Origin of the sequence: Arthrobacter sp. 147(2020) (assembly GCF_013116715.1) — a bacterium.
In the GTDB taxonomy this organism is placed as follows: domain Bacteria; phylum Actinomycetota; class Actinomycetes; order Actinomycetales; family Micrococcaceae; genus Arthrobacter_D.
Genome location: NZ_JABFOM010000001.1, coordinates 355,183 through 373,030, shown reverse-complemented (window position 1 = coordinate 373,030; position 17,848 = coordinate 355,183). Strand labels below are relative to the sequence as shown.

Sequence of the window (17,848 nt, the reverse complement as noted above, 5' to 3'; positions counted from 1 at the left end):
TGAGGCCTACGGGCCCCTCCGGGCGGGTCAGCGTGCTGCGGCCTCCTGGAAGCGCTCCACGGCGGTGCGGTAGCTTTGAGCAGTCAGGAGGGCAGTGCGTTGCCAGCCGAAGGCCAGCGCGTGGATCGCTGCACCCCGGCCCAGCAACGCGCGGGTGCCGGCGTCGTCGTACATGGACTCCAGTGCCGCCGACCAGAGTTCCGGCGTATGCCCGTTCACCAGGATGCCGGTGCGCCCGTCGCTGATGGCCTGGGGCAACCCGCCGACGTTTGCGGCAAGTACGGGGGTGCCGCATGCCTGCGCCTCGAGCGCCACCAGGCCGAAGGACTCGCTGAAGGACGGCATCGCCACGAGGTCTGCTGCGCGGAACCAGTGCGCAAGCTGGTTCGCTTGCACCGGCGGGTAGAGCTGAACCCTGCCCTGCAGGCCGGCGTCGTCAATGAGGGGCTGCAACCGCAACGCCTCCGCGCCGCTACCGGAGCCAAGGATGCTCAGTTGCAGGGGGATATCGGGGCGGCGCGCTGCGAGGTCCGCGGCGGCGGCGACCAGCACCTGTGGGCCCTTGAGTTTCTGGATTCGTCCGGCGAACACCACGTGGAACGCTTCGGGAGGGAAGTTGAGGCTGGCCCGGGAAGCTTCCCGGGAACCGGGGTTGAACGTTTCCAGGTCAACACCGGGGGCAACGATGTCTACCCTTTCGGGGACAGCGCCGTACAGGGACTCCAGTTCGGCGGCCTCGGTGGTGGTATTGGCGATGAGCCGGGACGCGCCGTCGACGATTGTTTGTTCACCGAGCACCCGGACGTCCGGCTCGGGGGTGCCACCGGTATGCAGCCGAATATTCTTCACCCGCGCCATGGTGTGCATTGAATGGACCAGCGGAAGGTTCAGGCTGGCTCCGACTGTCAGGCCCACGCTCCCGGACACCCAGTAGTGCGAGTGGATGACATCGAAGTGACCGTCGGCCAAAAGATCGGTGACCTCGGCGATGGCGTCGGTGAACGATTCCGAGAGGTCCGGCAACTGTTCCTTGGGCACTTTGCGCTGGGGGCCAGCCCGAAGGTGCCTGACCATGACTCCGGGAGCCAGTTCCTCGGAGTGCGGCTGGCCTTCGGAGGCGGCACGGGTGAAAATCTCAACGTCGATGCCGACGCGGGCAAGTTCGAGGGCAAGGGACCTCACGTACACATTCATCCCGCCGGCGTCGCCCGCCCCGGGTTGATCCAGCGGGGAGGTGTGCAGAGACAGCATTGCCACGCGTTTCACTGGCGGCATGAGGTCTCCTCTCGCCTGGTTGCCCGCCGGAACTGCAGGGCGCTTGCATCAGCGGACAGGTAGCCGCCGCTATTGACCATATAACGTGCTGTGCGGGCTGCACATTCCGGGTAGGAACCGCTGTCCTGGATTGTCATTTCGGGTTAAAGGCGCAAAGCCCGCGCTGGGAAGCGCGGGCTTCACTGTCGGTGGGACTAATGACGTGCATCAGTTCCTCCTTCGCGGTCGTCGAACAAGGCCAGGGACGGATCTGCGGCAGCGTGGATGAACCACTTACTTGATGTGCATGGTGTGCTGCGGCAGGACAAAACGTGAGACTGATTCCCTGGCGGAGTCGGGAGGCGCGTTGGGTATTCGTTTCCACAGGGAAACACCGTCCCGGAGCTTTTTCAACATAATCTGCACCTCCTCTCGGTGGGCGTAGTTGGGCATCACCGTTGCTGGCGTGCCGGGCGCAATCTGCTCCGGATCACCGGCGGCGGTAAGACTGCCAGCCATGATGAACTCGCCATGCCGACGGGTGGCGCCGGTCTGGGTGGTGGCGCCGGGTTCCGGCGCGATGGGTGAGGTGGTGGACAGCAAGGTGGGCACAGGGATCTCCTGGATTTGAGGGGTTAACGAAGAGTCCTCCGGTGAGGACGGGCGTGCAGAAGCGAACGCAGAGAGGCGGAGGCCGCCTGAGCAAAAGGGTGATGCAGATGGAACGCCCGGAAGACTCGGGGCGAACGGTCGGCAGCTAGTTAATGCGCAGCAACGACGGAGGCCGGACTGGTGTACGCGGTAAATGTTCGGCGTAGTTTGTTATTCACAGTTCCCACCTCCCTTTCGTGTAGTGCGCCAATAGAAACAGTGCCTGAATTCGCTAATCGACCAGCAAACTGGTGATCGGATTGAGAACTCCCAATGGCACATCCCAAAGCTACCCCACGTTGCGCACCACCGGCTAGCCCTTTTGGCAACGAATCATAGAAATTTTGGCTGGTGCGGAACTTTCATCGGTCCAGGCCTACATCGGCCGCTCCCATAAACGACGGGTTAGGCTGGGCGAACCTGCGACTGTAGGCAATGAGAATTTCGAAATGGGGAAGCGGTCGTGGAGCGGCTCCGTGAACTTGATGGGCTTCGTGCGTTTGCCCTCCTCGGCATCCTTGCCGTCAACATCTGGTTCTTCGCTGACCCGTGGACCTTTTCCGGCAGGATAAGCCCCGATCACTCCTCGGCGACGGATGTGGCCGTGCGCTTCGCCGCGGCGACGTTGTTTGAGGGGAAGTTCTACATCCTGTTTTCCTTCCTGTTCGGGTACAGCTTCCACCTGCAGGAGCAGGCTGCCAGTCGCGCACAACTGTCCCCGGTACCCCGCACGCTGCGTCGATTGACCGGCCTCGCGGTACTCGGCCTCGCTCACGGGATGCTGCTGTACTACGGCGACATCCTGCTCACCTATGCGGTCATTGGACTGATCCTCCTTGGACTCCGGAGCATTAGCCAGCGAGGTGCGATCCTGGCCGCCGTGGGTATCACCGCTGCTATGGGGGCCCTGCTCATCGCCATCGGAGCTGTTGTTGCTGCCGTCAACGCGCCAATGGAGTCAGTACTGGCCGGCCCTGACCTCGCGACATTGACCGCGGGGCCCGGCGCGGCGGTAGCGGCAAATCTGGAGAGCTACCTGGTGGTGCTGCCCTCGGTGCTCTTCTTCCAGGGTCCGCTTGCCCTCTCAATGTTCCTGCTGGGCCTGGCCGCCGCACGCTCCGGTGTGCTGGAGCGGCGCCTGAACAGCTCAGAACTCCGCCGCATCGCGTTCATCTGCCTACCCATTGGTTTGCTCGCGGCGGGAAGCCAGGCCTACCTGCTGTATTACGCGGACCGGGAACGTTTTTCGTTGCTCGCAACCGGGGTGACCACCCTGACGGCTCCCCTGCAGACCGCCGGTTATGTATGCCTGGTCCTGCTGCTGTTCCGCTCGCGGGTCGGTCGTGCTGTCCTGAAGGTGCTCGCTCCGACGGGTCGCATGGCGTTGACCAACTATGTGGGGCAGTCACTCGTCCTGGCGCTGCTCTTCACCGGGCTCGGACTGGGGTTGACCAACGTGCTCCCGCCCGCATTGGTGCTGGCGGTCGTCGTCGCGCTCTTCACTGTCCAGGTGGTCCTGAGCAGGATTTGGTTGTCCAGGTTCAACGCCGGCCCCCTGGAGTCACTGCTGCGCCGGGTCACCTATGGCCGGCGGCACCGCAAACCCGCCGGTTAACATGTGTGTTCGCTAAAGATTCCAGTGCACGATGGCGGGCGTCCGCTTGTCCCAGCCGAGGGCACAGACCGCCGCGGTGCCCAGCACAAACCTGCGCCCTTCGGCTGGATTCATCTCCAACCAGCGCGCGGCGACTACCCGTAGGAAGTGTCCGTGGGCCACCAGCAACACATTGCGAGCTGGCGATGCCGAGGGGTCCTGATCGGCGGGTGTACCGCAGCCGGCCTGCACCAGGGAAACCACCCGGTCGGCTCGATCGGCTACCTGGGCAAGGCTTTCTCCGTTGGGCACCCCGTCGTTCCAGATCAGGTAGCCGGGGTTCTCAGCCCGGACCAGGGCGCTGCTGCGGCCCTCGTTGTCGCCGTAATCCCACTCATGCGCGTACGGAAGAATCTGGGGATTGCTGTAGCCCGCGAGATGGGCGGTCCGCACCGCACGCTGCAACGGGGAAGAGTACACGGCATCAAACTGGATTCCTGCAAGGTGCCTGGCAGACTCCACGGCTTGTCCTTCACCGTTGACAGTTAGCGGTAGATCAGTGAGTCCGGTGTAGTTTCCATCCCGGGACCACTCGGTCTCCCCGTGCCGGAGTAGCCACAGGTGTGGCAGCGGGGTTCCAGCCGGGGTCAGGTCCGGTGATGCAGCACCGGACAGGGTCACGGGGTCACCGACTCTGGTTGAGCGGCCCACCATGAGCGAAGTTTTGCCTCGGCTTCGTGAGGGGACTGCGGGCCGTGTTCCATTCGTTCCTCCAGAAGGAATCGGTAGGCCCTGCCCACTACCGGTCCGGGTTTGATTCCCAGCAGCTCCATAATCTGCGCACCGTCCAGGTCGGGCCTGATCGATTCCAGCTCTTCCTGTTCGGCAAGAGCTGCGATGCGGGCTTCAAGATCGTCATAGGCGAAGGCCAGGCGCTCTGCCTTGCGTTGGTTACGGGTGGTGACGTCAGAACGGGTCAACCGATGCAGGCGCTCCAGCAGGTTTCCCGCGTCGTTGACGTATCGGCGAACCGCTGAATCCGACCACCCGGCTTCCCCGTAACCGTAGAACCGCATGTGCAACTCCACCAGCCGTGAAACCGCCTTGATCGAATCATTGTCGAACCTCAGTGTCTTCATCCGCTTCGCGGTGAGCTTCGATCCCACCATGTCGTGGTGCCGGAAACTCACCGCCCCGGACGGTTCGAACTTGCGGGTGGCGGGTTTGCCGACATCGTGCATGAGTGCCGCGAAGCGCAGCACGAAGTCCGGGCCGGGGACCGGCCCGTCCGCAGCGGTTTCAAGTCGGCAGGCTTGTTCCAGCACAGTCAGGGAATGCTGATAGACATCCTTGTGCCGGTGGTGCTCGTCGATTTCCAGCCGCAACGCCGAGACCTCCGGCAGCACAAAGTCGGCCAGGCCGGTCTCCACCATCAGGTCGATGCCTCGCTGCGGCGCATCACCGAGAATGAGCTTGGTCAGTTCGTCCCGTACGCGCTCAGCAGAGATGATCGTGATCCGGCCGGCCATGGACGTCATGGCCTCGGAAACCTCGCTGGAAACGGAGATACCCAACTGGGATGCGAAGCGCGCGGCCCGCATCATCCGAAGCGGGTCATCCGAGAACGACAACGACGGCGCTCCGGGGGTCCGCAATACACCCGCCCGCAGGTCCCTGACACCGCCATACGGATCAACGAGTTCCAGCGAGGGAAGACGCAGTGCCATGGCGTTGATCGTAAAATCCCGCCGGAGCAGATCATCCTCGAGGGTGTCGCCGAAGGCCACTACCGGTTTGCGTGAGGCAGGGTCGTAGGCCTCCGCCCGGTACGTGGTCACCTCAATCAGGTAGCCGCCCTTGCGGAGCCCGATAGTGCCGAAATCCCGCCCAATCTCCCAGTACGAGTCCGCCCACCGGCGGATCACGTCAAGCGTCTGGTCCGGGGTGGCATTGGAAGTGAAATCGAGGTCCGGGGAGGTCCGGCCCAGGAACAGGTCGCGCACGGGGCCACCGACCAGCGACAGTTCGTATCCCGCGCCGGCGAAGAGCTGTCCCAATTCGGTAACGACCGGTGGGAGGGGGGCGGTAAGGGTTGAGTTGTCCAGCAGGTGCACCATAGTGCTTTAAGGGTGCCAGATGACAAGGAAAACTCCACTATGGGGACCCGGGGCACCCAGCAGCGGCGACACGCGGGATCAGGCCCAGAAGGAGGGCAATGGCCGTGGATCGTCATCAGCCGGAGGGAAAGATCGTTAGAGTGGACTGCATGGACCGTCCTGTTCCGAGCGCACCAAAGCGGACCCCGTTGACAGTGTCAATGGGCAGTGCTGGCGCGCCACAGGTCCACCAGTCCCTTCCCACGGTCGAAGAGGTATCAGCGGGCGGAATCGTGGTTGATACCTCCGACGAGCACCTGAACGTCGCGATCATCGCCCGCTTGAACCGAGGCGGACGCCTTGAATGGTGCCTACCCAAGGGACACCCCGAGGGCAGAGAGAACAACTCAGAGGCAGCGGTACGGGAAATCGAAGAGGAAACCGGTATTCAGGGCCGGATCCTCAAAGCACTCGGAAGCATCGACTACTGGTTCACCGTTAGCGGCCACCGCGTCCACAAAACCGTTCACCATTACCTCCTTGTCGCCACGGGTGGCAGGTTGACCATCGAAAACGACCCTGATCATGAGGCTGTGGACGTCGCGTGGGTGCCGCTGGCTGACCTGGGCAAGAAACTTTCCTTCCCCAACGAGCGCCGTATCGCTGACCTGGCACGGGAAGTTCTGCCGGACTACCTCTGAGCAAGTGACTGTGACACCGCGACTAACGGGTCACTACGGTGGGCAACACAACCGGAATTCACCACGGCAGTGGGTGACTCGCAATTAACGAGACCGTGCCAGTGGTGAGACTATAGACAACGATGTCGGACTCAAACACAGCCTCGCTTCCCGTCCAGGACTCTGGGATCTTGCCCAGCCGCACGGTCCACCCCGACGACCCCTCTACGCGATCCTCCGAGGCGGAGGACAGTCCCGAACCCGTTAGCGGCCCGGACACCACAGCGCGCTCCAGTGCGATCATGGCTGCGGGCACTCTGGTATCGAGAGTGCTCGGCCTGGTCCGGGTGGCCTTGCTCGCGACGGCCCTCGGCGCCTCCGGTGGGGTTGTCGACGCGTTCTCCATCGCCAACGGTCTTCCCAACTTCATCTATTTGATGGTGGCCGGAGGCGTCTTCAACGCTGTCCTGGTGCCGCAGATCATCAGGGCCACCAGAAACCCGGATCGCGGAGCCGACTTCATCAGTCGTCTAATCACCCTCGCGTTCATCGTGCTCCTGGTCCTGACCGTGTTGGTGACGCTGGCGGCGCCGCTGATCGCCAACGTGGTCACTGATTTTTCCGGTGAACGGCTAGCCCTGACAACCGTCTTTGCCTACTGGTGTCTCCCCCAGATTTTCTTTTACGGACTGTACGCAATCATCGGCCAGGTGCTGAATGCGAACGGCTCATTCGGTCCTTATATGTGGGCTCCCGTCGCCAACAACATCGTCTCGATCGCCGCCCTGGTGGCGTTTATCATGCTGATGGGCTCCCAGCTGGAGAGCACCCATACCCCGGAGACGTGGACGTCCTCCCAGACGCTGCTGCTGGCGGGGGGAACCACCCTGGGCATCGTCATCCAGGCCCTGGTCCTGTTCTGGCCCCTGAAAAAACTCGGCCTTGGCCTGAAACCCACCTTCGGCTGGCGAGGAGTTGGCCTGGGCCGTACCGGCAAGCTCGCCTCGATCACCATCATCACGATGCTGGTGGGCAACGGACTGTACCTGGTCAACATCCGGGTGGCATCGATCGCTGCCGAGGCCCGCCCCGACTACCTGGCCCGCGTTCCTCCCCAGCAGATAGCCGGCCCATTCAACCTGGACATCGGAACCCTCGTCTATGTGTTGCCGCACTCGGTGATCGCCCTGTCGATTGCCACCGTCATGTTTAATCAGTTGGCGGCCGCCCACAGCAACAATGATCTCGCGCTGATCAAGGAAACCCTCTCGCGCGGCCTGCGCATCATGGGAGTGGCAACAGTCTTCGGGGCCTCAGTGCTCCTCGCCCTGGCCATACCCCTGGGGATGCTGTTCTCCGGAGGGATCCGCCCCGACGGTGCCCTGAACGCGCTGCTGATCTCCCTGCTCGCGGTCGGCGCACCCTTCCTGAGCGCCAACTTCTTCCTGAACCGAGTGTTCTACGCTGCAGAGGACGCGGTCACGCCGCTGCGCATCCAACTCATCCTCTCCGTCGTCGGTGTAGGCCTGGCGCTTCTATCCGGGACGTTGTCACCGGAATACATCGTCCCGGCCCTAGCCGTGAGCTTCACCCTGGGCAACGTGATCGCCATCGTCGTCAGTCATCTGTTCCTCGTCCGCAAGATCGGCTCCTACGGCGCCGGGCACGTCTACGACATCCATGTGCGGCTGACTCTTGCCGGAATCGTTGCTGCCGCGGCTGGCTCGGCCGGGCTGTGGCTCTTCGGCGGCTACGAACTCGACGGCTTCGTCTGGCAGTCGGTGCCGGCCGCGTTCATCGTCCTCGCAGTCTGCGGAACGCTGATGGCCGCGATCTACCTGCTGATGCTCAAAGTCCTTCGCATCGAGGAATTGAAGGACTTCCTGGGTCCGCTGCTCGCCAGGTTTCGCCGGACCCAGTGAACCCAGCCCCGGGTTACCCGGGAAATACCCGGGTATCAAGGGTGCTGACCGGTAGCATTGGTAGGAATCATCAGCACTTCATCGTCGTGCTGGCCAGGAGATCCTGACCGGCGCCCATAATCCAGCCATTCCGCGGGAGGAACACGTGCCACAACCAGTAGATGTTGGTTCAGTATTGGGAGGCCGCTACAAGGTCACCGCCTACGTGCTGGCTTCTGCTGACCGGGATCTGGTGCTCGATGGGATGGACCAGGTCCTGAACCGGCCCGTCAGTATCCTAGTGGCCGCGGCTTCCAACGCGGACCAGATCGCGGCCACAGCGCGCGAGGTTGCGACCGGTGAACGCGCGGGGAATATCCAGGTGCTGGATCTGGGCGTTACGGACGAGAGTACCTATTTGGTAACCAACCGGGCGGCTGCAGCCGACCTGCTGGACCTGGTGGTGCCGCAGGACGAACCCGCACCCAGCGAGGATGAGCCATTCGTCGAGCCGTTCTTCACTGACACTCTCGGGTCGGAGATATTCGGGGGCCCACGGTCCACTGAGCCCGAGACGTACGACGACGATGACGACTATGTGTACGACGACGAAGAGCCCCGTGCTCCCCGCAAATCCCGTCTTCCGAAAGCGCGCCTACCCAGGTTCGGGAGAAACTCGTCATCCCCGGGCGCCGCAGGTGTAGCAAGCACCGCGGGTGTGGCAGGTGGTGCGGCAGTCCCAGGTGGCGACAGTGCGGGACAGTCATCATCCGCCCCATCTTCCGGGCCACAGGTCCCCCCTCCTCCCTCATCGGCGCCGCGGGTCACCGATCCAGGCAGTGCATCCAGCCGGGATCAGCCGAAGGTTTCGCTCTGGGAAGACAGCGATTATGAGTCCGATGATGATGTGACAAACGAAGCCCCGGGCCGCCCGGCCTCCCGTTTCCCTGCGGCAGCGGCCGCCGGTGGCACGGGTTCGGGGGAAGACAGCTACGACCTCGACGATGAGGATGACGACCGTGGGAACAACCCCAAGTACACCCGCGTCCTGGTTGGTGTAGTGCTGGCGATCATTCTCGTTACGGTGGTGGCGCTGGCCGCGAACCAGCTAACCGGCTCCTTCGGCACCGATCCTGCGGCAGGACCTGGGTCCAGCACCACCCAGGCAGAGGAGGAGCCAACGGATGAGGGGGCTGCCACCCCCACCCAGGAAGGGGAGGAGACCGCCGAGCCGTCAGTTGAACCGGTCGCCCCGGTGCCCACCGCTGTGACACGTCTGGTTCCCGATAACGCGGAGCTGAACGCGGAAAGCGATGCGGATCTTCCTCAGATCATCGACGGCAACCCCGGCAGCTTCTGGGGCAGCCTTGTTTTCGCGAACGAGACTTTCGGTGGCCTTGCGCAGAATATGGCCCTGGTTGTTGAACTCGAAGAGGAGTCGACCATCAACCAGATCCAGATTCAGCAGCTCAACGGGTCTGGCGGCAGTTTCACCGTGCTCCTGAATGATGAACCGACTCTCGAGGGTGCGGACCAAATTGCCCAGAGCTCGTTCACTGGACCCACCATCAACATACCTGTTCCTCCAGGAGCCGATGGCGAACCAGCTACGGCCCAGTACATCATCGTCAACCTCACCCAGTTGCCGCGCCTGACGAATGTGCAGGCAGTCTTCCCTTGGGGCGTACGCATCGCTGAGATCAGCGCTTCCTGACCCTCCCTCCTGAGTTGACCGGGGCAGCCCCGTAACGGAATAAGCTGGTCCATGAGACGGTTCTTATCAATAACCGCCTCGTCGAGCCCCCGGCTTCCGTGGTGGTGTCAACAAAGGAAGGTTCATTTAATCCGTGAGTACTGATACCGGCGTGTCCGGAACTACCAGCAACGACACACAGAAAATTCACGATGTCATCATCGTCGGCTCTGGCCCTGCAGGATACACCGCTGCGGTCTACACTGCCCGGGCCAATCTGGCGCCCTTGATGATTGCCAGTTCGGTGAAGGCTGGCGGTGAACTGATGAACACCACTGACGTAGAGAATTACCCAGGGTTCCCCGAGGGAGTTATGGGTCCGGACCTGATGGAACAGTTCGAGAAACAGGCTATCCGATTCGGTACGGAGATCCTCTTCGAGGATGTGACCAAGCTTGAACTGTCTGATGACATCAAGCGGGTCACAATCGGAACCGGAGAAACCTACCTGGCCCGTTCCATCATCGTCTCGACCGGATCTGAATATCGTGAACTGGGTCTTGAAGACGAGAAACGGTTGTCCGGCCATGGTGTGAGTTGGTGCGCCACATGTGACGGGTTCTTCTTCAAGGACCAGGATATTGCGGTGATCGGTGGCGGTGACTCGGCAATGGAGGAAGCACTCTTCCTCACCAAGTTTGCCCGTTCGGTGACTGTTGTCCACCGTAGGGACACCCTGCGGGCTTCAAAGATCATGCAGGACCGCGCCCTTGGCCATGAGAAGATCCGGTTCATCTGGAACTCCGAGGTAGTAGGGATCGATGGGGACGCAAAGGTCACCGGGCTAAGGCTCGCCAGCACCGTTGACGACTCCACCCAACAGCTCGACGTCACCGGAGTGTTTGTTGCCATTGGCAACGACCCTCGGGTGGACCTGGTCAAGGATCTTTTGGAGCTCACTTCAGAAGGAACCATCGCGGTTCAGGGCCGGACGTCGAAAACCTCACTCCCGGGCGTGTTCGCTGCGGGTGATGTCATTGACCCGACCTACCGCCAGGCAATTACCGCGTCCGGCTCCGGCTGTGTCGCTGCTATCGATGTTGAGCACTACCTGGCTGACCTCGGCGATTCGGTCGACACAGCGGCCGAAGTCCCCACCCCACCTGCTGAGCAGGTATCCGAAGAACCCAGCCTTATCGGCAACACCCAAGGAGAATCACTATGACCGCCAGAGAAGTAACAGACGCCTCGTTCGAGACCGACGTCCTCAAGTCAACCAAACCCGTTCTGGTCGATTTCTGGGCCGAGTGGTGCGGACCCTGCAGGAAGTTGTCACCAATCCTCGACGAAATCGCCGGAGAACATGCTGAAAAGGTTGATGTTGTGAAACTCAACGTCGATGACAATCCCGCAACCGCAGCCAAGTATGGGATCACTTCGATTCCGGCCGTCTACGTCTTCAAGGATGGAGTTGTTGCCGCGCAGTCGATTGGCGCGAAGCCCAAGACCGTCCTCGAGCAGGAGTTTGCTGAGTTCATCAAGTAGGTCATCGTCTCGAATTGCAGTCCCAGGAGCCGTCGCGCCAAAGAGGTGCGGCGGCTCCTTCCGTTTAAGAGGTGGGCAACAAACTAAGTGCCCTCCGGTAGCGGATGTGAATGAAATACATGTGCCCGAGGCCGCTGTCAAGCGGGCAGCTAAAAATTACGAGTCATGTGGATCGTGGTTTCACGTGAAACCATTGCCGTCGCCCGCAAGACTGGATCGCCACTAGTAGAGATCCACGCGACTCAGGAAGCCCGGCGACCTACCTCGCGTTGTTGCGTCCAGAGCTATCGCGCCCGACCCCAGCTGCGCTCGAATAGCAAGGCTCTTATGGTTGGCTTGAACACACCGTGATAGGCGGCTACGGACAAATTTGATGGTCCCGGTTGAGTCTGTCTCAGATCGCTCGACCTCAATCCATGCGTCAGGTGACCCATAGATTGAGAAAGTTGCGAATCCCCCATAACGTCAATAGCTAGCGGAGCGCCAGTTCTGGTTGACGAAATACTCTGGATACTCGTTTCACATGAAAAATGGCGAGCGGTAGACCGGTAACACCAGGTCTCCCTGATTGGTCCAGCTCCTACCGGGCTTGGCATGTATGACTGCGAAATTGTCCGACACCCGATATTACTGAGCCTTCTTCAGTCCTGCCTGCTCACTGATGAGGGCGGCCCTGATGAATTGCCGTGACCTATCCAAAATAGCCAGCACCGACAGACAATCCTGTATAACGAGCCTAAAGGGGGTAGTCCCAGACAGACCGCTATCTCCTTGGGTCCAAATACAGCTTGCCGAGCAGCCGTGCATAAGCTGCCCACATCCATATCGAGGGTAGGGTTCCTTATGTTTCACGTGAAACTCTGGTGCAGCTCAACACAGACCCGCTGGACCCCAATCAGGGCCTCTAGTCAACCAACGAGGCATAGTCATCGAACAGGTAGCACCGAATTGAGCGGAGTCCACCTTCTACCCACGTCGAGCTCAATTCTCGTACGATTCCACGCAGCATGCGTTCCTACGGCTGCGTATCTGGTCATTTCAAAAAATTACTGTCGGAGTGAAGTATGGAAGCGCTTGGATTGGTGGGACTGTCGATTCCTACCGATGCCAGGGCTCCCGGGATCGGTGTTTCACGTGCAACATGCATACGATCCAGCCGAGGTACCGAACCACAGCGGGCAGCGGTCCATCTTTCACATTACACCGGGTGTCAGCGGCGGTTTCACGTGAAACCCGCCAACCCACCCATTCGGTCCAGCAGAATCAGAGAGCTTCCCGGCTCGTAGCCAGGTCTTGGCGAGCTGGAGCGAATCAGTTTCACGTGAAACGACCGAACAGGCACATTGTGGTAACGCGGGTGTCTGTTTTAGTGCCTTTTCGGACCAAAAAGAGAGCCTGGGCAAGAAAATCTGAGACGTCAGTCGCCTAATTGAAGGCACCGACAGCCCTGCCGGGCTACCTCAGCCCGAGATCTACGCCAGGCGAATACATCCCTGTTTCACGTGAAACATCTCATCAACTGTTTCACGTGAAACAGGATCGGTTACTGTGAGGGCTGACCAGATCCCAATACGCCCATGATCCGATTCAGATCGTCAACACTGGCGAACTCAATGCTGACTTTACCCTTCCGGGCACCAAGCGTGATCTTGACGTTGGTATCCAAGCGATCGGACAGCGAAGTAGCAAGGTAGTCCAAGCGTTCATGGCGGGCGCCCGCTCGGGGGCTGGATGATTTGACCGGCCGCCTGAGCCCATCGTTCATCGACACCAGCTCCTCGGTAGTACGTACCGAAAGACCTTCAGCAACAATCTTCTGTGCCAGCTTCTCCATCTCTACCTGGTCACTCAGTCCGAGCAGCGCCCTGGCATGTCCTGCCGAGATGATGCCAGCCGCGAGTCGCCGCTGAACGAGGGGCGGAAGCTTCATCAGTCGCAGGGTGTTGGATATCTGGGGACGGGACCTGCCGATTCGTTCGGCCAACTCATCGTGGGAGCAACCGAAATCATCCAAGAGTTGCTGATACGCAGCCGCTTCCTCAAGCGGGTTCAGTTGACTACGATGCAAGTTCTCCAGAAGCGCGTCCCTGAGAAGATCATCGTCAGTAGTCGATCGAATGATGGCCGGCACAGCGTCCAGCCCAGCTTCTCGGGTAGCCCGCCACCGCCGTTCACCCATGACCAGTTCATAGGGCTGATCACCACCCTCGGAAGAGGGGCGAACCACAATGGGCTGTAGTACACCAATCTCCCGAATAGAGTTGACCAGTTCCGCCATCTCGTCTTCATCAAAGACGCTACGAGGCTGCTTCCGGTTGGCATGGATGAGGTCAACCTGGATCTCGGCGAAGGTTGCACCCGGCACTGTCATCAGAACTGGGCCACTCTCAGCGACAGTGGTTTCACGTGAAACACCATCCCCACCGGGAACCACCTCTGAAACAGATTCGGCAGTGAACGTGTCGTCAGCTGCGGTATTCTCATTCACGTCGGCATCCACAGCTGAAGGACTCACCATTGTCTCGGTTGGGAGACCGGATTCCGCACCGGGTGTGAATTCGGTCTTCTCGGTGTCCTGCTCAGGCGCTTCCCGCTCTATTGGAGCTGATGCGGTCTCGCCCTTGTTTGCGGCTTCGGGCCTTCTGGTCGTCTTGTCACGGCTCGCGGTGGTGGCGGCTCTCTTTGGAGAGTTGCGTTTGGCCTCACGGGTGGGAGCTCTGAGAGCCTCCTTGTTGATGCCGGACCCTGTTCGCGTTGAAGTTCCACCCGGTGTATCACGCTCTGCGGCGCGCGCACCTCGTTCGGGTGCTGCCGGGAAAAACATGTCAGCTGGTCGCCCACTGCGGGGAGCGGGGGATTCTGCCGTCTCTGCGGGTTCGCTTGCTGGGGCACTCGGAATAAGCGCACCCAGTCCACGCCCTAATCCGCGTCGCTTCTCAACCATGAGCCGGTCCCTTCAGATGCGCAGAATCAATCTGCAGAGTTTGTTGTTGATCCCATAGTACTGCGGTGAATCGCGGATACCCGCGACTTGCGCTAGCTGCGTTCAGCTATTTCGGACGCAGCTTCAAGGTAGGAGAGCGCACCGCTGGACGAAGGGTCATAGGTCATGACGGTCTGCTGGTAGCTGGGCGCTTCCGAAATCCGCACCGACCGGGGGATTACTGCCTTGAGAACCTGCTTGGGGAAGTGTTCACGAACCTCAGAAGCTACCTGGGCGGCAAGATTTGTCCGGCCGTCATACATCGTCAGGAGAATCGTAGACACCACGAGCTCTGCATTGAGGTGCTTCTGGATCATTTCGATGTTCTTCAGCAGCTGGCTCAGCCCTTCCAATGCGTAGTACTCACATTGGATTGGGATCAGAACCTCCTGGGCGGCAACAAACGCATTGACGGTGAGAAGGCCAAGGCTGGGTGGACAATCGATAAAGATGTAGTCGAGACGTTCCTCGCCTTGCTCCGCACGTTCCCGCGCGTAGACATCGATTGCGCGCCGCAGTCGTTGTTCCCTGGCTACCAGTGACACCAGCTCAATCTCCGCGCCGGCCAAATGGATGGTCGCAGGAGCGCACAAAAGATTTGATATGTCGGGGCACTGGGCCACCACCTGCCCGAGCGGGAGGTCATCTATCAGGACATCGTAAATGCTATCCACTTCCGCGTGGTGCGGAACGCCAAGGGCGGTGGAAGCGTTTCCTTGCGGGTCAATATCGATTACCAGTACGTTCAACCCTGCGGCGGCAAGAGCCGCGGCAATGTTGACCGTCGTGGTCGTCTTTCCAACTCCGCCCTTCTGGTTACTGACCGTGAACACCCTGGTGGCCCGTGGACGCGGAAGAGTTCTACCGCTCAACTTTTCCCGGCGTCGGTTCTCGTTGGCTAGTTCCCTGGCCAACGGGGTGCTGTCGTCTATCGCATCCATAATGTTCCTTTGTGGTGCATTTGACGAAGCTGGACGTTCGGTTCCGGTCTTTTGAGCGGCAGCAGTCGATATGGTCGTTTCACGTGAAACATAATCGGTTGTCGACTGCTCAACAACCGCTTCCGGTTGAATAGTGTTCTGGTCGACAGAAAGGGAAGCACGATCAGCAATGAGCGGCTGCGTCCGCTTTGGAGTGTCTTTCGGGGTCACGCGGGATAACTCACTTTCACCATGCCGGGGTCCGGTCCTACTTCAAGAGTAGCCGGTGGGCAAAGACTAACCAGCCCCAGGTAGTCGTTCGCCGGAAGATTCGCTAGAGAAAACGAAGAACTACCCGACCAGGACGCGTACTACTGTGGTCGGTTGTTCGAGAAGTTCTCCACCGACCTGTTGCACAGTCACATCCCGGCCCCCAAGCTTGCGGATGAGCTTCCGCGACTTGGCCACTTCCTCGGGCGCACTCTGGCCCTTGATAGCCAGAAGCTCGCCCTTCCCCTGGAGAATTGGGATAGTCATCGCCGCCAGCCCGCCGAGCGCCGACACTGCGCGTGCGGTGACAACTGTTGCTTCGACCTTACCGACGGCTTCCTCAGCGCGGCCCCTGAACACCTCAACGTTGGGGAGCTCCAGGTCAGTAATTACCTCACGAAGCCAGATCACGCGGCGCTCAAGTGGTTCGATGAGGGTCAAGGATAGATCCGGGCGCGCGATTGCAAGGGCAATGCCCGGCAGTCCGGCACCACTACCGACGTCGGCAACCATGGCTTCGGAGGGGAACAACTCAGCAATGACCGCGCAGTTGAGCACATGCCGGCTCCACAGTCGCGGTACCTCCCGGGGGCCCAGGAGCCCACGTTCGATTCCACTTGTTGCCAGGTGCTCGACATAACGTTCCGCCAAGTCGAATCGGGCCCCAAAAAGTGTATGGGCGGCCCGGAGGTCGGACTCACTGATCTCAGCCATGACTAGGTGTCCAGTCCGAAACCGTCAGGAGTCCGCAGGCGAGACGACGATGTGTCGGCCAGAGCCCTCACCCTCGGACTCACTAATGGACCCGAGTTCAGCCACCACATCATGCACAATTTTTCGTTCGTAAGCTGACATAGGTTCGAGCGCAACCTCGTCACCAGTTTCCTTAGCCTTCTTCACGGCGTCGGCAGCAATGTCACGGAGTTCCTTGCCACGCACCTCACGGAAGCCGTCGATGTCCAATACGAGGCGAGACCGGTTGTCAGTTGAGGTGAGTACAGACAGCCGGGCTAGCTCCTGCAGTGCCTCGAGCACTTCACCGTCCTTGCCCACCAACCCGTTCAACGACCCGCTCGAGGGATCCTCGGACACAATCGAAATGTAGGTGCGTCCGTTCCTGACCTCAATGTCGATGTCCCCATCGATATCCGCGATGTCCAGAAGCTCTTCAAGGTAGTCAGCCGCGACGTCACCCTCATCTTCCAAACGACTTATGGTGACCGGAGATTCGCTGTCCTGTGCCGCACTTTCGATCGACTCGTCTGCACCATCTGCTGCGGGAACATTCTCTGCGGTCATTTTTTCTTCCTGTTCTTACGCTGCGGCTGGGTGCGCTGCCCCTTGGTCTCGATTACCTCTTCGACGACTGGCTCGGACTTCTTCTCGCCGAGGAGCGGCATCATCGGCAGGCCCTTCTTGGCACGACGCTCGGCCAGTGCCTTTGCTGCTGGCGAACCAGGGGTAGGCATGCGACGAATCACATAGAACTGCTGGGCCATCGTCCAGATGTTCGTCGTTGTCCAGTAGATCAGAACACCGATCGGGAAGTTGATGCCACCAATACCGAAGACCAACGGGAGGATGTAGAGCATCAGTTTCTGCTGTCGCATGAAGGGGCTCTGCATGGCCTCTTCCGACATGTTCTTGGCCATAATCTGCTTCTGGGTGATGAACTGCGACGCCGTCATCGCCAGAATCATGATCACCGACAGAATGATGACGCTGACGTTCGCGTTCTCGCCGAAGCTCCCCAGAAAAGTTGAGGACAGTGGCGCCCCGAAGATGGTCGCATCATCGAACTGACGAACCTCCTGGGTGGTCATTGCACCGATGGTTTCGCCGGTCTCGGAGGCCCGGGAGACACCATTGAGCACAGTAAAGAGGGCGAAGAAGAACGGCATCTGGATCAAAATGGGAAGGCAGGCAGCGAACGGATTGGTGCCGTGCTTCTTGTACAGGGCCATCTGCTCTTGGGTCATCGCCTGCCGAGAGAGCTGATCGGTTTTGCCCTTGTACTTCTTCTGCAGCTTCCGCAGGTCAGGCTGCAGCGCCTGCATCCCTCGCTGGGCTTTGATCTGCTTGACGAACACCGGGATCAGAGCCGCACGGATCACAACCACGAGGCCGACGATCGAGAGCGTCCAGGTCCAGCCCGACGCCCCATCCATCCCCAGGAAAGTGAACCCGTCGTGGAAGAACGTCATGATCCATGACACCAACCATTGGAACGGGAAAAGGATGGTACCGAAGAAATCCATAGC

Annotated in this window: 15 protein-coding genes; 6 read left to right on the top strand and 9 right to left on the bottom strand. The window is 60.4% G+C overall.

What is annotated here, in order from left to right; translation table 11 throughout:
* Window positions 1-27 precede the first annotated feature (27 nt).
* Window positions 28-1,275, bottom strand: coding sequence for a D-inositol-3-phosphate glycosyltransferase (mshA, locus tag HMI58_RS01795; RefSeq protein ID WP_171617931.1), 1,248 nt, complete (start codon window positions 1,273-1,275; stop codon window positions 28-30).
* A gap of 273 nt (window positions 1,276-1,548) precedes the next feature.
* Window positions 1,549-1,866 (bottom strand): hypothetical protein, encoded by a 318-nt coding sequence (locus tag HMI58_RS01790; protein ID WP_171584853.1) that lies wholly within the window; start codon window positions 1,864-1,866, stop codon window positions 1,549-1,551.
* A 502-nt stretch (window positions 1,867-2,368) separates the two neighbouring features.
* Between HMI58_RS01790 and HMI58_RS14905 the strand changes: the two genes are divergently transcribed.
* Window positions 2,369-3,520, top strand: a complete 1,152-nt coding sequence (locus HMI58_RS14905) for a DUF418 domain-containing protein (protein ID WP_171617930.1) — start codon at window positions 2,369-2,371, stop codon at window positions 3,518-3,520.
* A 12-nt stretch (window positions 3,521-3,532) separates the two neighbouring features.
* On the opposite strand, the gene HMI58_RS01780 is transcribed toward HMI58_RS14905, so the two are convergent.
* Together HMI58_RS01780 and HMI58_RS01775 are read right to left on the bottom strand one after the other, a co-directional pair.
* The gene (locus HMI58_RS01780; protein WP_225667850.1) at window positions 3,533-4,150 is read right to left on the bottom strand and encodes a histidine phosphatase family protein; all 618 of its coding nucleotides are present in this window, start codon (window positions 4,148-4,150) and stop codon (window positions 3,533-3,535) included.
* Window positions 4,151-4,176: 26 nt separating this feature from the next.
* Window positions 4,177-5,616, bottom strand: coding sequence for a CCA tRNA nucleotidyltransferase (locus HMI58_RS01775; RefSeq protein ID WP_171617928.1), 1,440 nt, complete (start codon window positions 5,614-5,616; stop codon window positions 4,177-4,179).
* Between the two features lie 149 nt (window positions 5,617-5,765).
* On the opposite strand from HMI58_RS01775, the gene HMI58_RS01770 reads away from it, so the two are divergent.
* From HMI58_RS01770 to trxA, 5 genes are all read left to right on the top strand, one after another.
* Window positions 5,766-6,296: an NUDIX hydrolase gene (locus tag HMI58_RS01770; protein ID WP_171584857.1), complete on the top strand. Its 531-nt coding sequence runs from the start codon at window positions 5,766-5,768 to the stop codon at window positions 6,294-6,296.
* A 281-nt stretch (window positions 6,297-6,577) separates the two neighbouring features.
* On the top strand, window positions 6,578-8,197 hold the full coding sequence (locus HMI58_RS01765) for a lipid II flippase MurJ (protein WP_240153715.1): 1,620 nt from the start codon (window positions 6,578-6,580) through the stop codon (window positions 8,195-8,197).
* Between the two features lie 145 nt (window positions 8,198-8,342).
* Entirely contained in the window at window positions 8,343-9,890 is a 1,548-nt protein-coding gene (locus tag HMI58_RS01760) for an ABC transporter substrate-binding protein (RefSeq protein WP_171617926.1), read from the top strand.
* A gap of 133 nt (window positions 9,891-10,023) precedes the next feature.
* A complete protein-coding gene (trxB, locus tag HMI58_RS01755; protein ID WP_171584860.1) occupies window positions 10,024-11,094 on the top strand; it encodes a thioredoxin-disulfide reductase in 1,071 nt (356 codons plus the stop codon).
* A complete protein-coding gene (gene trxA, locus HMI58_RS01750) occupies window positions 11,091-11,414 on the top strand; it encodes a thioredoxin (RefSeq protein WP_171584861.1) in 324 nt (107 codons plus the stop codon). The genes trxB and trxA overlap by 4 nt, the downstream gene beginning before the upstream one ends.
* 1,543 nt (window positions 11,415-12,957) lie before the next feature.
* On the opposite strand, the gene HMI58_RS01745 is transcribed toward trxA, so the two are convergent.
* From HMI58_RS01745 to yidC, 5 genes are all read right to left on the bottom strand, one after another.
* Window positions 12,958-14,358 carry a ParB/RepB/Spo0J family partition protein gene (locus tag HMI58_RS01745; protein ID WP_171617925.1) on the bottom strand — a complete coding sequence of 467 codons (1,401 nt, stop codon included), beginning with the start codon at window positions 14,356-14,358 and terminating at the stop codon, window positions 12,958-12,960.
* A 92-nt stretch (window positions 14,359-14,450) separates the two neighbouring features.
* Complete coding sequence (locus tag HMI58_RS01740) at window positions 14,451-15,548, bottom strand: ParA family protein (protein ID WP_318779111.1); 1,098 nt, start codon at window positions 15,546-15,548, stop codon at window positions 14,451-14,453.
* 120 nt (window positions 15,549-15,668) lie between these two features.
* Window positions 15,669-16,301: a 16S rRNA (guanine(527)-N(7))-methyltransferase RsmG gene (gene rsmG / locus HMI58_RS01735; RefSeq protein WP_171617924.1), complete on the bottom strand. Its 633-nt coding sequence runs from the start codon at window positions 16,299-16,301 to the stop codon at window positions 15,669-15,671.
* A gap of 24 nt (window positions 16,302-16,325) precedes the next feature.
* Window positions 16,326-16,886, bottom strand: coding sequence for a R3H domain-containing nucleic acid-binding protein (locus HMI58_RS01730; RefSeq protein WP_171617923.1), 561 nt, complete (start codon window positions 16,884-16,886; stop codon window positions 16,326-16,328).
* Complete coding sequence (gene yidC, locus HMI58_RS01725; protein ID WP_171584865.1) at window positions 16,883-17,845, bottom strand: membrane protein insertase YidC; 963 nt, start codon at window positions 17,843-17,845, stop codon at window positions 16,883-16,885. Before yidC ends, HMI58_RS01730 begins: the two co-directional genes overlap by 4 nt.
* Window positions 17,846-17,848 lie beyond the last annotated feature (3 nt).

Coding starts and splice junctions, on each gene's coding strand:
- mshA (WP_171617931.1), bottom strand. CDS start 1,275: ATGCCGCCAGTGAAACGCGTGGCAATGCTGTCTCTGCACACCTCCCCG.
- rsmG (WP_171617924.1), bottom strand. CDS start 16,301: ATGGCTGAGATCAGTGAGTCCGACCTCCGGGCCGCCCATACACTTTTT.
- HMI58_RS01765 (WP_240153715.1), top strand. CDS start 6,578: ATGGCTGCGGGCACTCTGGTATCGAGAGTGCTCGGCCTGGTCCGGGTG.
- HMI58_RS01770 (WP_171584857.1), top strand. CDS start 5,766: ATGGACCGTCCTGTTCCGAGCGCACCAAAGCGGACCCCGTTGACAGTG.
- trxA (WP_171584861.1), top strand. CDS start 11,091: ATGACCGCCAGAGAAGTAACAGACGCCTCGTTCGAGACCGACGTCCTC.
- HMI58_RS01745 (WP_171617925.1), bottom strand. CDS start 14,358: ATGGTTGAGAAGCGACGCGGATTAGGGCGTGGACTGGGTGCGCTTATT.
- HMI58_RS01775 (WP_171617928.1), bottom strand. CDS start 5,616: ATGGTGCACCTGCTGGACAACTCAACCCTTACCGCCCCCCTCCCACCG.
- yidC (WP_171584865.1), bottom strand. CDS start 17,845: ATGGATTTCTTCGGTACCATCCTTTTCCCGTTCCAATGGTTGGTGTCA.
- HMI58_RS01730 (WP_171617923.1), bottom strand. CDS start 16,886: ATGACCGCAGAGAATGTTCCCGCAGCAGATGGTGCAGACGAGTCGATC.